General features: G+C 46.0%; 10 protein-coding genes. 9 read left to right on the top strand and 1 reads right to left on the bottom strand.

Annotated features, from left to right (window positions below; all coding sequences use genetic code 11):
• Positions 1-4: 4 nt before the first annotated feature.
• From ABQ275_RS13165 to ABQ275_RS13155, 3 genes are all read left to right on the top strand, one after another.
• A complete protein-coding gene (locus ABQ275_RS13165; RefSeq protein ID WP_349318780.1) occupies positions 5-1,003 on the top strand; it encodes a hypothetical protein in 999 nt (332 codons plus the stop codon).
• Entirely contained in the window at positions 1,000-2,916 is a 1,917-nt protein-coding gene (locus ABQ275_RS13160) for a hypothetical protein (RefSeq protein ID WP_349318779.1), read from the top strand. Before ABQ275_RS13165 ends, ABQ275_RS13160 begins: the two co-directional genes overlap by 4 nt.
• 109 nt (positions 2,917-3,025) lie before the next feature.
• Positions 3,026-4,552, top strand: coding sequence for an FAD-binding oxidoreductase (locus ABQ275_RS13155; RefSeq protein WP_349318778.1), 1,527 nt, complete (start codon positions 3,026-3,028; stop codon positions 4,550-4,552).
• Between the two features lie 5 nt (positions 4,553-4,557).
• On the opposite strand, the gene ABQ275_RS13150 is transcribed toward ABQ275_RS13155, so the two are convergent.
• A complete protein-coding gene (locus ABQ275_RS13150) occupies positions 4,558-5,160 on the bottom strand; it encodes a hypothetical protein (RefSeq protein WP_349318777.1) in 603 nt (200 codons plus the stop codon).
• Between the two features lie 229 nt (positions 5,161-5,389).
• Between ABQ275_RS13150 and ABQ275_RS13145 the strand changes: the two genes are divergently transcribed.
• The 6 genes from ABQ275_RS13145 to ABQ275_RS13120 all read left to right on the top strand — a co-directional run bounded on the left by ABQ275_RS13145 (position 5,390) and on the right by ABQ275_RS13120 (position 16,317).
• Complete coding sequence (locus ABQ275_RS13145; protein WP_349318776.1) at positions 5,390-5,989, top strand: RNA polymerase sigma-70 factor; 600 nt, start codon at positions 5,390-5,392, stop codon at positions 5,987-5,989.
• Between the two features lie 127 nt (positions 5,990-6,116).
• Positions 6,117-7,313, top strand: a complete 1,197-nt coding sequence (locus tag ABQ275_RS13140) for a FecR domain-containing protein (protein ID WP_349318775.1) — start codon at positions 6,117-6,119, stop codon at positions 7,311-7,313.
• A 299-nt stretch (positions 7,314-7,612) separates the two neighbouring features.
• Positions 7,613-10,969, top strand: a complete 3,357-nt coding sequence (locus ABQ275_RS13135) for a TonB-dependent receptor (protein WP_349318774.1) — start codon at positions 7,613-7,615, stop codon at positions 10,967-10,969.
• 12 nt (positions 10,970-10,981) lie between these two features.
• The gene (locus tag ABQ275_RS13130; protein ID WP_349318773.1) at positions 10,982-12,670 is read left to right on the top strand and encodes a RagB/SusD family nutrient uptake outer membrane protein; all 1,689 of its coding nucleotides are present in this window, start codon (positions 10,982-10,984) and stop codon (positions 12,668-12,670) included.
• A gap of 20 nt (positions 12,671-12,690) precedes the next feature.
• The gene (locus ABQ275_RS13125) at positions 12,691-15,177 is read left to right on the top strand and encodes a hypothetical protein (protein ID WP_349318772.1); all 2,487 of its coding nucleotides are present in this window, start codon (positions 12,691-12,693) and stop codon (positions 15,175-15,177) included.
• An 18-nt stretch (positions 15,178-15,195) separates the two neighbouring features.
• Complete coding sequence (locus ABQ275_RS13120) at positions 15,196-16,317, top strand: hypothetical protein (protein WP_349318771.1); 1,122 nt, start codon at positions 15,196-15,198, stop codon at positions 16,315-16,317.

Genomic DNA, 16,317 nt, shown 5'->3' with positions numbered 1-16,317 from the left:
TGTTATGCTTAAATTTCTTGAACCATACAATCAGGAAGATAAAGACAGCTACCATGGCCGGGAAGAGGAGATTTTATATCTCTACAAAAAAGTAAAACAATACCAGCTTACCTTATTGTATGGATTGTCCGGCACCGGCAAAACATCCCTTATTTCCTGTGGCTTGTGTAATGAGTTTGACCCCGACGACTGGCGCTCTTTTATTATCCGCAGGGGTAATAACCAGCGCATATCAACAGCTTTCAGAAATACACTTGCCCCGGAAGCAGACGTTGAACTGAGTTTATTTGATTTGCTGGGCGATGTCTATACAGCATATTACAAACCCGTATACATGATCTTTGATCAGCTGGAAGAACTGTTCCTGTATGGCGACAGTGCTGAGAGAACGGAGTTTATCGACTTTATCAGGCGCGTACTGGATCAGGCGCCCTATGCCAAAATTATCCTCGTGATCCGGCAGGAATATTTTGTGTACCTGGATGAATTTGAAGAAAGGATTCCTGAAATATTCCAGGGAAGAATGAAGCTGGAAAGAATGTCGAGAAAAAAAGTAGTAACCACCATCCGGGAAATAGCCGCGCAGGAAAAGATCCGGGTGACGGATGAAGTAACCGACCTGATCATCAGCCACATCTCTATAAAGCGGCATGAAGATAAATTCCGGACAGACCTCTCTTCTTTACAGGTGGATAATATTGATTTGCCCAGTCTCCAGGTATACCTGTATGAAGTGGTGAAAAAGAATGCAGACAAAATAGCGGAGTTGCCCCCGGAAGGGTTGCTGGAACTGGGTAAAGACGATCTTCCTGAAATAGGTACTATTAATGATGTATTGAGCGATTATGTTCACCAGGCGGTAAAAGAGGTGGAAAGCGAATTGAATACTACCAACCCGGAAATAACCGATGATCTTATCTGGCAGGTGCTCAATTCATTGGTCAGCTATGAGGGGACCAAGCAGCAAAAAAGTATTGATGAAATCCAAAAGATCCTCTCATGACAAGCAAAGAAATTATTCAGCAAATCCTGGAAGCACTGGAGGGAAAACAGATCATCGGCAAGGTAGGCGGATCTTATGAGATAAAACATGATACGCTGGCCGCTAAAATAAATAATTACAGAACAGCAGAAGATAAAAGAAGGGTAGACATTACGCAGCTGGTATACGTAACTGAAAAGAATGGCGGCGACCTGAATGAAAGACAATTGAGTATGATTGAGCCGTATCGCTATAAGCTGGCAATAAAAGATAGCGACAAGGTACGCCTTGAAAATTATATTACGGATTGTATAGACAAGATTGAGAAGAAAAAAATAAAAGAAGCTGCCACCGCAAAAAATATCAGGAGAAGACTCACTATTTCCAGGATGATGGTGGTACTGCTGGTGTCGGCATTGGTTTTAGCCGGGGTATTCTGGAACCGGTCGCAAAAAACAAGTATAGATAAATTGCTGCAGGAGTCGATTTATCAGTATAAGGACAATCATTTCCAGGCCGCCTATGAAAGTGTTTATAAAGCACGGGCTTTACCGGCGATGATGGTGCCAGAAGATATCATGAAAACAGTCGATTCTCTCATCAATAACCGCATTTATTTATATAATATTGATACCACCACTTATCAGGATGGCAATATGATGGCAATGATGAGTCCACCGAGGGGAATCTCGCCCAATATAATACAGAAGAGTATCAGACAAATTATAGGAGATACACTGTTAGCGGAGTTTAGCAGCCACAAGCCGTTTTATAATGTGAGTGTCTGGTACAAGGGGGAGCTGGTGTTGGAAGATTCCGGATTAAATGTTCCACAGATCAGTATTTCAGAAAAGAATGATGAAATATTGTATACCAGTGAGCGGTTTATACATACCTATTCACTGCGGAATAGAAAACAAAGTCTTACACCTGCTGAAATGGCACAGAAAGTATCTTTCTTTTATGATAATACAGGGAAGATCGTTTATATATCCAATGCAAAGAATGATACGGACCCTTACTTTGTACTAACATTTGATGTAGATAAGAAAAGGCTGATTAATAAAATATACACCGGTTTTAAAACTTATTTCTTCGGAAAGATCAATAAATTTATTCTGGTAGATACGGTGAACAATGATTTCATTATCTACAGTAGCAATAATGATAGTGCGAGATTTCATGCACCCTGCAAGATTGGTAAATCGGTTCCTTTAATACGGGGCAACTTACTGGTATTAACGTTCGATAATAAAGAGTCATTGGTGTTCAATCCAGAAACAAACACATTGTATTCAATGGGTGGGGCCAATGATTCTATTGGCAGTATCCGTAATTACATTAATTCTTTTTGTGTGATTAAATCAAAAAAGGTACCCGACAAAATTGCCTTGTTTGATATGGATAGCCGGAAGGTGACGGTTTATCTCGATAGCGCGATGCTGAATAATTTACAGATTTCAAAGGATAAGCGGATCTATGCTGGCATTGATCCGCAGCTGAATCAGCCCGTGATTGTTTTTCTGCGGGAAGATGGTACACAGCAAAAAGTGATGTTGCCGGATAAGGAAAGGATTTCACCGGCAGATGCTGTCACACTCCGGCTCAATGACGATAACATTATCGTATGGTGTATCAAGAACGGCCAGCATAAAATCGCGGCTAATGTTCAGGCAGAGCAGTATCTATGGCTGTATGATATAAAAAAGGAGACGCATACAAGCGGGAAACCCGGTATCAGCCTGGCTATTACCAATGATATAAGAATACCTGATAACTGGAGCCTGAAGGAGTTTTCATCCGGTGCAAATGAAGATCTTTTTGAAAATAATGCTTTAGGATACAGACTCTCCAATCATGTACTGATTGATAAGAATAAATTGTCAAGAACATTCCTTGACCGGATCTTTATAAAATATGCCAGGCCGCGGTAGCAGTTACCGGGTGTCCTGAACCACCCCCGATGTTGTCGTATTCACCCCCTTCCCAATTTATGAAAGGGCCTACATTTATAGCCATATTATCTATGCTAATAACAGCTATATGAAAACGCAACATTCATCACACCATACACGGGTTACTACAGGCAAAATTACGCCCGCTGATCCGCGCTATAACGACCTGGCCGGCAGGGGATTCAACAAACGATTTGCTGGCAGGCCGGCATACATCCGGTTGGTAGGTAGTGTTGCGGAAGTTGTGGATGCGGTACAGGAAGCCGTCAATGAAAAATTGCGGGTGGTAGTACGTAGCGGCGGGCACTGCCTGGAAGGTTTTGTCTCCAATCCGGAAGTGCGCGTGGTGATTGATACCTCGCTGATGTCGGAAGTTTATTATGATGCGACGATGAATGCCTTTGCAGTGGAGGCTGGCGCTACTATGGGCGAAGTATACCGCAAATTATTCCTGGGCTGGGGCGTAACCATCCCCGCTGGTGAAAGTCCTGATATCGGCGCCGGCGGCCACATACTTGGTGGCGCCTTCGGTTTTATATGCCGGGGATACGGACTGGCAGCAGACTATCTGTATGGCGTGGAAATAGTGGTAGTGGCTGAAACCGGAACTGCGCGGAGCGTGGTGGCCACCAGGAATCCCGCTGACCCGAATCACGATCTGTGGTGGGGACATACCGGCGCCGGCGGTGGAAACTTTGGCATCGTTACCCGTTATTGGCTCAGAACGCCGGGCGCTCCGGGTACAGACCCCCGTTTGTTGCTACCCGCAGCGCCGGAGTCAGTACTGGTTTTCAGGGTAGCATGGAACTGGGTGGATATTGACCAGCGCGCCTTCACTACCCTGATGCGCAACTTCGGAATATGGTGTGAGCGCAATAGTGATGCGGATTCTCCTTACACCGGTTTACACAGCATGTTTTCTTTCTGGCGGCAGCAGTATGGTAAAGTGGAGCTATTTGGATTGTCTACTGCCGGCGCCGCAGCAACGCAACATTTCGAAGCACACCTGGCGGCCGTGAATGATAACGTTGGGGCGCCTTGCACGCACACCCTGGAGAAGTGCTCCTGGCTTGCCTTTGCAACAAATCCTTTCCCGGAATTTTTCAATCCTGGTGTAGATGCCCGTTTCAAATTTAAAGATGCTTTCCTGCGCAAGCCTTTTACAGATCATCAGATGGCCGTTGCCTATGATTACCTGACAAGGACCGACCACGATGTTGTTGGTGGAAGCCTGGGGCTTGTAACCTATGGAGGAATGGTGAATACGGTAGCGCAGGACGCAACAGCTGCCGCACAACGGGACGCGGTGCTCTCTACCTCCTGTACGGTTGGCTGGATGGACCCGCAGGTGGAATCCTGCATGCTGGCCTGGGTCCGTGCTTTTTACCGCGACCTGTACGCGGATACCGGCGGCGTACCCGTGCCCGGGGAACAATGCGATGGCGCCATGATCAACCACCCTGATACAGACCTGGCTGATCCCGCCTGGAATACTTCCGGTGTTCCATGGCATACGCTCTATTACAAAGAGAATTATGGTCGGCTACAACAAATCAAGCGTCGTTGGGACCCGCATAATATCTTCCATCATGCTTTATCTATCCGCCCTGTTTAATAGTGCTATTTTTTTTCCGTGGTAATGATCCATGCATTTTTCACCGGGTCCATTCTTACCCTGTCTTTATAATAGGGGAATAATGCAAGGGCGGAATCGACAGCGGAGGTGTTTTTACTGAAGCGGTAGGAGTCACCGCTTTTTTCCACTTTGTAAAAGATCTTATAGTCGCGTTGGATCAGTTCAACAATTTTTTTGTAAATGATAGCGGTATCGAGAAATTCCCGGTAGTTGCCGGAGGTATTATTTAGTTTGGCCAGTTCTTCTTTCAGGTTTTCAACACTGCTTTGCAGGGATTTTTTTTCGTGTAGTGTTTTATTCAGTACAGTCACTAAGGAGTCATTAGACAGGCTCTTTGTATTAACCGGCGGTTGATCTGTCGAATCATAATGTGCAGCCGCAGAAGCTTCCTGCAATTTATTGATCTCTTCCTGCCGTTGTGCGGCAAATGCTTGTTGTAACTGCTGTTTTTCTGCATGCCATGCAGCCTGTTCGTGCTGTTTTCCGATATAAAATCCTGTATATGCGATGGCGGCAAGAACGGCGATGGTAGCCAGTATGATAACCGGCCATTCTAAAAGGGAGCGTTTATGTTTATCTGGTGACATATACAACTGTTATTACAGCGGTTTTTCGATGTTATTGCTGGAAAAAGATACTATTCATTTGCCATAAATGGTTAAAATATATTTGGTTGTTTATGGGAGTATAAAGATACCTGTCTTTTCAAATGTAAAACATCTCTATGGGGAAAATTAAAAAAAACTACTAAATTCAAAATTGATTCTCTACTTTTAGAGAGCTACGTTATGTTATTGCATTCCACTTTTAGTGTCCATGGAAGATGTAAACTTTGAAAAAGAGTTGCTGCAACAGTCAGCGAAAGGCAGTGAAGCGTCATTTACCCGGCTTTTCTGTATCTATAAACATAAACTTTATAGTTTCCTGTTGCGTTCAACCGGATCTTCGGAGATGACGGAAGACATTATACAGGATGTTTTCCTGAAATTGTGGAAGGACCGTGAGAACCTGGTGAACATTGAGCAGTTTGGCGGGTATATCTACAGGATGGCCCAGAACCGGGTAATCAATGCATTCAGGCGGATGGCAAAGGAAACACTGATCCTGGCTGAACTGAAAGTACCAGCATCCGTTGATGCAGCTGCGGAAGATAATCTGTCGGCCCGCGAAGTCCGTGAACAGCTGGAAACGGCACTGGAGAAGCTTTCTCCTAAACAAAAGCTGGTATATACCCTGAGCCGGGAGCATGGGCTTAAACACGATGAAATTGCCCGGCACCTCAATATTTCTCCCTCTACGGTAAACAATCATATGATAGAAGCCCTCCGGACTATCCGTAAACACCTGAGCCGTCATCTTCATACAACTACCGGCGCCTGCTGCATTTTAGCCATTATTACCTCCTTCCAGAAATAATTTGAAAAAATATGCTTTTTGACTAGGTATCTATTTCCTGCCGGTTGTCTATTATACAGGTAGGGGTAAATATCATACGTACCTGACAGTACGCCTATGTTATCTCCGTCAAACATAAATAATAATTATGCCGCCTGAAAGAATAAAGTATCTGATAACACAATATTTTAATAATACCTGTACCACCGGAGAACGAAAAGAACTGGCGGGATGGATCAGTGAGACGCCGGATGATGAGGTACTGAAGGAAGCATTTGGTGAAGCCTGGGAAAAGCATGTTCCTGCTATCCTCATGCCCGCTGAAGTATCAGACCGCATCATGGCCTCCGTATTTGCTGCAGCGGATGAGCAGGAGGAATCCGCGGATCATCCGTGGGAGAAACGGGTGAGGTACCTGCCTTATAAATGGTGGCTGGCGGCGGCCAGCATTGTATTGCTGGGTGTCAGCAGCTGGTTTCTTTTTATAACGAAGTCACAACATCAGGTGGCTGAAAGCAGTATCAGGGAGCGGTACAAAAATGAGGTGCCGCCGGGTGGCGACAGGGCTACGCTTACATTAGCGGATGGTACTACCATTGCGCTGGATAGCGCCGCCAACGGACTGCTTACCCAACAAGGCAATACTAAAGTGATGAAGCTGGCAAATGGCCAGCTGGCCTATGATGCAGAAGGACCTGCCAGTGAGAAAGTATTACACAATACTATTCATACGCCACGGGGAGGAACCTACCGGCTTATCCTGCCGGATGGCACTGCTGTATGGCTCAATGCTGCATCATCCATTACTTATCCTGCTTCCTTTACCGGGAAAGAAAGGAGTGTAACCATCACCGGAGAAGCTTATTTTGAAGTAACCGGAAATGAAAATATGCCTTTCAGGGTAAATGCCGGTGGAGTAGATATCGCGGTACTCGGCACAAGCTTTAACGTAAACGCCTATACGGGAGAAGCAGCTATCCGTACTACGCTGCTGGAAGGCGCCGTAAAAGTGTCCGACGGTAAAACATCCAGTATGTTACGCCCCGGCCAGCAGGCGCAATTAACCGCTACAGGTACATTAGCCGTAATTGACAACGTAGACACCGACGAAATCGTGGCCTGGAAAAATGGCTACTTCCAGTTTACAGATGCAGACATGCAGGAGGTGATGGGGAAACTGGAAAAATGGTACGATGTACAGGTGATCTATGAAGGAGATATTCCGAAAAGAAGTTTCGGTGGCGGGATACAGCGATCTTTACCACTATCAAAAGTATTACGTATCCTGGAAGAAAATGATGTAAGATTCCGGATTGAGGGAAGAAATATTACTGTATTGAAATAATAAAACTGTAAAACAAATTATACCACGTATGAAACGCAGTAATTATCTGCGTAGGAAAGCTATTGCCCAAAAAAGCCAGAAATGCTAGGAACATCTCTGGCGGTATTTGGACGATATAAAATAAAACAAGTCGGCGAAGACTGCCTATTTACTCAACCAAACAATGCAAATGTATGCAAATTAATTTTAACGCTCTTTCCAGCCGGAAAGCGATTCCTGTGCCATGGTCCGTATCTTTCCGGACAATAATAATGGTCATTAAGGAGTGCCGGCTATGCTCAACCAAAATGCTGTTAGCTATGAAGTTAACGTTCCTACTGCTGACTGTAGCACTGCTCAATGTCCATGCTACGGGGTTATCACAAACAGTTAGTTTTTCCGGTAAGGATGCGCAGCTGAAAACTATTTTCTCTGCCATTAAAAAACAAACCGGTTATGTCGTGTTTTATGACAATGCCCTCCTTAAAAAAACACATCCTGTAACTGTATCATTGAAGGATGTAGGGGTAGAAGAACTACTGTCAGCTACCCTGAGAGGGCAGGGGCTTAGTTTTATTATCGTAGAGAAAACGATCTCTATTAAGAAACAGCCCGTGTTTTCTTTCTTCGGCCTGGAAAAGCCACTACCGCCACCGGTAGCTGTCACCGGACGGGTAACGGATGCTGAAGGCGTACCATTGCCGGGTGTTACAGTACTGGTGAAGGATACCAGAACAGCCGCCATCACCAACGAAGCCGGTGAGTTTAAACTGAGTGTAAACCAGGGAACCACGATCATCTTTTCTTACATCGGCTTCGAGAAAGAAGAAGTGATTATCAATGGTCAGAACCGGATCGAGGTGAAATTGCGCAGAGCTGCGAACCAGGCACTCGATGAACTGGTGGTGATTGGTTACGGTACTGTCAGGAAAAGTGACCTCACCGGTGCGGTATCATCTATCAAAGGAGATGCTATTGCCACGCGTAAAACAACCCAGGTATCCCAGGCACTTCAGGGAGCTATGCCCGGTGTAATGGTTACCCGCAATAATAACGCACCCGGCGCCACAGCACAGATCCGTGTTCGTGGTATCACTACTATTACAGATGCAGGCGCCAATCCATTAATCATCCTGGATGGTGTGCCGGTGGATGACATCAACGCGATCAATCCCAATGATATCGATAATATCTCCGTTCTGAAGGATGCTGCCTCCGCTTCCATCTATGGGTCCAGGGCCGCAGCCGGCGTTATCCTGGTAACCACCAAACGCGCAAAGAACGGACAACTGAATCTTGACTACACTTTCGAGTACGGACTGGAAAAGCCTACCAAATTACCGGATTACGTAGATGTGGTGCGCTTCATGCAGTTGACCAATGAATTAAGATGGAATGATAATGGCAATAACGCCAACGAATACCCGACGTACACCAAAGATGTGGTAGATAACTATCGCCAATTAAATGCCGACAATCCGGATCAATATCCAGATACCGATTGGAGAGGACTGATCCTGAATAACACTGCTCCCCGCCAGAGTCATATGCTCAGCATCTCCGGCGCCGGAAAGGCTATCCGCTCCAGGGTGTCACTGGGTTATGATAAAACAGATGCCCTGTATGATGGCCGCACCTACGAGCGCCTGACTGCAAGAGTCAACAATGATATTACGATTACCAAATATCTCTCTGCCAGTGTAGACCTGAATTTTAAAAGATCGACAGTCAAACAGCCGTATACCGATCATGATCCGAATAACAAAACCTATGACCCCATGTATAAGATGGGCATTATTCCGCCCGTGTATGCTGCTATGTGGTCTGATGGCCGTATAGGCGCAGGAAAGGACGGCGCCAATGTTTATGCACTGATGAAAAACGGCGGATTTAGTAATGATTGGTACAACCAGATAGGCGGAAAGATAGGACTGGATTTTACACCCATCGAAGGGTTGAAAATTTCGGGTATCATCTCTCCATCCATGAATTTCGATAAAGGGAAATGGTTCAATAAAAAGATTCCTTACACTTCTTTTAATAATCCCAATTCTGTATCCGGCTATATTGAAGGTGCATTTGCCACGCGGTTGAATGAGGTAAGGAATGATAACTACAGGTATACCACGCAGTTCATCGCTAATTATACCAAACAGTTTAAAAACCACAACATTAACCTGATGGGAGGCTACGAATACTTCCACGCGTTTGATGAAGAGCTTACGGCTGCGCGCAGTCAATATATTCTCAACAAATATCCTTATCTGAACCTGGGGCCGCTGGAATACCGTGACAACAGTGGTAAAGCATATGAAAATGCTTACCGCTCCTGGTTTGGCCGTGTGATGTATAACTATAAAGATAAGTACCTGTTGCAGGGAAATATACGCTATGATGCATCTTCCCGTTTCGCACCAGGCTACCGGTGGGGTTCTTTCCCTTCTTTCTCTGCCGGTTGGGTAGTGTCTGAAGAAGCGTTTCTGAAAAAAACGGCTTCCTGGTTATCTTTCCTGAAATTAAGGGCTTCCTGGGGTTCGCTGGGTAATGAAAGGATCAAAGGAAACTATCCTTACCAGTCTATTCTTTCTTTTGAAAACAATTCCTTGTTTTACCAGGGCAACAATGTATTGTCAGCGCAATCCGCTGCACAGTTCCAATATGCGATCCGCGACATCTCCTGGGAAACAACCCAATCCTATGATATAGGTGCAGATATTAATTTCCTGGATAACCGACTTCGTTTTACCGGTGACTACTACAAAAAAACGACAAGAGATATCCTGCTGGAATTAGAGATTCCTAAGTTTATCGGGTTTGATAATCCTTTCCAGAATACCGGGAAAATGTATACCCACGGCTGGGATCTGCAGTTGGGATGGAACGACCGCGTGAATGATTTTACGTATAATGTATCTGTTAACCTGTCGGATTTTAAATCGAAGATGGGATATCTGGGTGGAACTGAATTTCTCGGTGACATGATAAAAAAAGAGGGCAGTGAATTTAACGAATGGTATGGCTACGTATCCGATGGTATTTATCAGACCCAGGATGAAGTAGATAAATCGGCTAAGCTGAATGCAAATGTAAAGCCTGGTGATGTCCGGTTTAAAGATGTCAGCGGTCCTGATGGCGTACCCGATGGCAAAATATCGCCGGAGTACGACCGTGTACTGCTGGGTGGTTCATTGCCCCGGTATATGTATGGCGGTAGCTTACAGGTAGGGTATAAAAACTGGGACCTGGGCGTGGTTTTGCAGGGTGTAGGAAAACAAAATGCCCGGTTAACACCGGATATCGTTCAGCCGTTACGTGAAAACTATGGCACTTTCCCTGCTATACTGGATGGTAATACCTGGAGCAAGTATAATACGGATGAACAGAACATGAAGGCAACCTTCCCACGTTATTCCAATACTTCTGCCGGTAATAATTATGCCATGTCCGACTACTGGCTGATCAACGGCAGTTATTTCAGACTGAAAAATATCAGCCTGGGATATAATCTGCCGAAGCATATTACCGGAAAGGTCAAGGTACAGGATATACGTATATACAGCACCGTTAGTGATGTATGGTCCAGGCACCACTTCCCCAAAGGATGGGATCCGGAAATGAACTACCTGGGGTATCCAATCACCACCACTTTTGTATTTGGTGCATCTGTAAAATTTTAAAGCTGAATGATCATGAAGCAACATATTATCATTGCCTGCATCTCCCTTTTTACGATGACGGCCTGCGGCAGCCTGGATCTGAACCCGCTGTCTGATGGCTCCAGCGAAACCTGGAATTCCAGTGCGGAAGAAATTGAAATGTCACTGAACGGTTTATATAAAGACGCTTTCTGGATGAAAGACAGTGATGAATGGACCGACGACTGGATGTACCGCGATGCCACCACAGAGATTACGGGTGCTACTATCAACGGGGAAACGAACTTCGTAAAAACATGGTGGAACAATACCTACAAAGCCATTTCAAGGACTAATACAGTGCTGCAAAGCGTAAACAGGGCCGCAGCCGTATTAACCGCAGACCAGATCAGCCGCTATGCTGCAGAAGCCCGCTTTGTGCGTGCCTGTCAGTATTCGCGCCTGCTTTCGCACTACGGCAACATCGTATACACGGATTCAACCCTCGATATAGCCCAGGCGTTGAACCTGAAACAGATGGACAAACAGGAAGTGTTGCAAAAAATATATGCAGATTTTGATGCTGCCGGCGCCGGCCTGAAAACAGTTTACGGCGCTTCTGAATTGAAGCGCGCTACCGCCGGTGCGGCCTTTGCTATGAAGGCACGCATTGCCATACAAATGGGGGACTGGAAAACCGCAAGGGATGCCGCCAAAGCCTGTATGGACCTTGGTATTTATAAACTGCATCCTGATTTCGGGAACCTGTTTCTCTCTAAAACAAAAAATTCTGTAGAAACAGTTTTCGGATTACCACGCTCTATTGCATTAAAAGTAGTACTGGGTGATTGTCAGAACTATGTAGGACGTAATGCCGGTGGCTGGGCTGCCAAAGACCCTTCATGGGATTTGTTCTGCGCCTTCCTTTGCAAAGACGGACTACCCATTGATGAATCTCCTATGTTCAATCCGCGTAAGCCTTTTGAGAACCGTGATCCGAGATGCGCCGCTACCATCGTGGAATTCCAGACCCCACACCTGGGTTATATGTTCCAGCCGCATCCCGATTCACTCACGGTATTGAAAATATCGGATGGGAAATATGTAGAAAATAAAGATACCCGCTCCATCGCACAATATGCCTCTTTCAACGGCCTGTTGTTTAAAAAAGGGATTAACGAAGACTGGCTCCTCAACTCCTGGACCGTGGAACCCGATAATATCATCATCCGTTTTGCTGATGTGGTACTCATGTACGCAGAAGCAAAAATTGAACTGAATGAAGCAGATCAGACGGTGAGGGATGCTATTAATAAAGTAAGGGCCCGCGCTTACGGTGTGGACTATACGAATACAGCTGCTTACCCTGCCGTTACGGCCACAGATCAAAGTGTGCTGAGAAAAACGCTCCGCACGGAAAGACGTATGGAGTTTGCGTTGGAAGGTATCCGCTATATGGATATTATCCGCTGGCGCCTTGCGGAAAAAGTGTTGAACAAAGTGAATTACGGTATGCTCGAACCCACCGATCTGAAAGAAAAAGTAGTGAAACCGGGACTGTGGTTCTTCCCGCAGGTACCACCGGTAGATGCGGATGGTGTGGCCGATTTTGCACCGATGTATAATGCAGGACTTATTAAGCAGATAGCGATTCGCAAATTTGATGCTACCCGTCAATACCTGTGGCCAATACCGTCTACAGAAGTGCTGACAAGTGGCCTGGAGCAAAACCCGAATTACTAGTTAATTATTAATACAGGATAATGAGAAATAGTAAAGGTCTTATAAGCGCATGCCTGGGTATTAGCCTGCTGTGTTATGCCTGCGGAGATAATTCCGCCGGACAGTCGGTTGCGCCCCGTTCTTTTAGCGGAGTGTACCCACACCTGGCCATGTATAACGATGAAGGAGAATGTGGTACCGGCGCGGTAGTGCCCTGGGCCGGTCGCCTGTGGGTGATCACCTACGGACCGCATCTTCCCTTTGGCTCTTCCGACAAACTATATGAGATAACCCCGGACCTCAAACAGGTGGTCCGGGAGGAAAGCATTGGCGGCACGCCCGCCAACCGCATGATCCATCCGGAAAGCCAGCAGCTTTTTATCGGCCCCTACGCCATCGGTAAACAGGGCAACGTACGCGTGATCCCTTACACCGCCATGCCGGGCCGTCATACCGGTAATGCACGTCACCTGACCGATCCCGCCGGAAAAATATATTACGGCACCATGGAAGAAGGCTTTTACGAAGTAGATGTAAAAACCTTACAACCAACATTGTTATATGAAGATGGTAATGTGAAAAATAAAAAGGGCGCGGATACTACTGCCAACCAACCGGCTGCATTGTTGCCCGGTGCACATGGTAAAGGATTGTATTCCGGTCAGGGTGTGATGTTGTATTCCAACAACGGAGAGCCCGGTCCGAAAGCATTGACACAGTTTGACATAGAAGCAGGTTCTTTATCTGAATGGAATGGGAAAGACTGGAAAGTGATACGCCGGAATCAGTTTGTGGAGATCACCGGCCCTGGCGGCATCTATGGAAATAAAAATCCGGCAACAGATCCTATCTGGACTACCGGTTGGGATCATAAATCGGTATTACTGGGCTTGCGCGATCACGGTACCTGGAGCTTCTTCCGGTTGCCCAAAGCCAGTCATAGTTACGACGGCGCCCATGGCTGGAATACAGAGTGGCCCCGTATCCGCGATGTAGGCACCGCAGAGAAACCGGATTATCTAATGACGATGCACGGCATGTTCTGGCGCTTCCCCGGTAACTTTTCAACGGGGCATACTGCGGGTATCCGTCCACGTACGGCTTACCTGAAAGTGATCGGCGACTATACCCGCTGGAATGATCAATTAGTATTCGGATGCGATGACTCCGCCGAAAAAGAATTCTTGAATAAGCGTCCTGCTAAAGGAAACATAGAAGGACCGGGGCAATCCAACTCCAACCTCTGGTTTACCGCGTTGGAACAGCCGGACAAACTAGGCCCCAATACAGCGGAAGGCGCTGTTTGGCTTAATGAAAATGTAAAGGCAGGTGAAGCCTCCGAACCATTTTTATTTGCTGGTTGGCCAAACCGCGCTGCATGGGTGGTGAACAATGGCAAGCAACCGGTGGTATTTACTTTTGAGACAGATAAAACCGGTTCCGGTAACTGGACCGCTGCAAAAACAATCACCGTGGAAGCAGGACAGGCAGCAGATCTCAGCTTTACAGAAGATACACCGGGAGAATGGATAAGAGTTAAAGCAGATAAAAATACCAACGCTACTACCCAGTTTTTCTATGCGGCCAATGAAACAAGAAATACAGCGCCCGATCCTATTTTTAATGGGTTGAGCACTGTTGTTACTTCCGAAGTCAGCGGCGGATTATTGTACGGCCTGGGCGATAACAGGAGAGCCCTGGGTATGGCGGCATTGAACTATAACGGAGGAGCAGCTACGGATGCAGGTTACTATGAGTTGAACAGCAGGATGGAACTGGAGAAAAAGGAAGATGCAAAAACACATGCCTTTATTCAGCAGAAATTTGCTATTCCACAACAGGCAGTTGACATAGAAGCATCTTCTGTACTCGTAGTGGATGGTAAAGGACGCCGCTGGCGGCTGCCCTTAGGCAATGATGCTTATACCGCATTAACGGGTAAGGCTGCCCTGCGTATTTGCAGGGAGGTAGCCACAGAACGCGACCTGTTTAACTGTCATGGTACATTCTATGAACTGCCTGCTGAAAATGCCGATGGGTATGCAAAAATACGCCCGGTATCTTCTCATAATTTCCGCATCAATGACTACGCCTCTTACCGGGGTTTACTGATCATGACGGGTATCGATCCTGCTGCGAAAGACAATGACCACATCATTGTATCAGCAGATAAGAAAGCCGCCGTATGGGCAGGTGTGATTGATGACCTCTGGAAAATGGGTAAGCCTGTTGGGCATGGTGGCCCCTGGAAAGATACGGATGTCAAGGCAAAGCAACCTTCTGATCCTTACCTGATCGGCTTTTATGATAAGCGTAGTTTGCAGTTATCGCATGATGCCGCTACACCCGTAACATTTACCATAGAAGCAGATCCCGTTGGTAACGGTCCCTGGATGAAGTACAGGGAAGTAACGGTTGCACCGGGGGAAAAATTTAGCTATATTTTCCCTAAAGGATTTGAAGCGCGCTGGATCCGTTTCAGCAGCAATAAAAATTGTAAAGCCACCGCGTTATTGCAATATGAATAATTAAATAATCAACAGGAAGTGATCAGACGGACGATTCTTACAGCTATCATTGTATGTTGTGCCTGGCTGCCGGCAGTTGCCGGCGATACGGTTACCCCTGCCGCAAAGGTCAGGCAGTTTAACATCCGTGAAAATGACAGCACCACTTATATCCTTAACCTGGCATTGGATGATGCCGGGCGTCCGCTTTATTATTTCAGAAATATTTTTACACCGGTTTGCTATACAGGTGAATGCAAACCGGTGTACATTAATTTTTACTGGGACCTGCTGGGAAATTATGAAAGATTTGACCTGCCCGGTAAAGAGGTGCTTACGAAACTGGATCATAGGGAGTTTAAAAAGGCTGACTATGAAAAGTTGCAGGAAATCCTCGCAAAGCCCAATTCCATATTGGCGGATCTGAAGATGGAAGATCTCATTGTTCCCGGTACGGAAAACCTGACGGATTCAGTAGATGCGAGAACAGGCGCCACACTTAAAACCATAAAAAATGAAGTGATAGAAGGCGCCGTTTATACCTGCTACACCCTTTGGCACCTGGCATACGGACAGGTTACCGATGAAATACTAAAGATCACGGAAACCTACAACGACAACCAGCTCCTGCATAATTTTCTGTCGGGAGATAACCATCACTATCAATATTGGGCGATGGAACGGGTGATGGATAAACAGGGAAATGTAACGTCCGGTTTTGAAGCAGACATCCGGAAAATTATCTCCGGAAAAAACATTTTCATAGCCCGGTATGCACTGCAAAAAGTAAACAACAGCTTTTTACAGGACAACGCTGCACAGGAATGGCTATGGCATACTTACGGGGATGCTGCCTATCCGCTGCAATTGACCGTATTGAAAAAGCTGGCTAACATATCCATCAGTAATAAACTGGCGGAGAGGGTGTCAACAAATTTATCAGGCGCCAACCCCGAACAATTCCGGCTCCTGTTGGCAGTATTGGCTGCACAAAAAATATTATCTGCCAAAGTAACGGAAAAGATGGCCGCTTACCTGGAAAATGGAGATACAACATATGCCGGGGAGATATACCGGGTGCTGAAGCAGCGGCCTGTTAATCATGCTATTAAAAAGAAGCTATCAGATTATGAACATAAAAATAACCAAACAACGGACTAA

It is taken from the genome of Chitinophaga sp. MM2321, assembly GCF_964033635.1.
Lineage (GTDB): Bacteria > Bacteroidota > Bacteroidia > Chitinophagales > Chitinophagaceae > Chitinophaga.
Note: the sequence above shows the minus strand (reverse complement) of the source record. Positions and strands in the feature narration are given on the sequence as shown.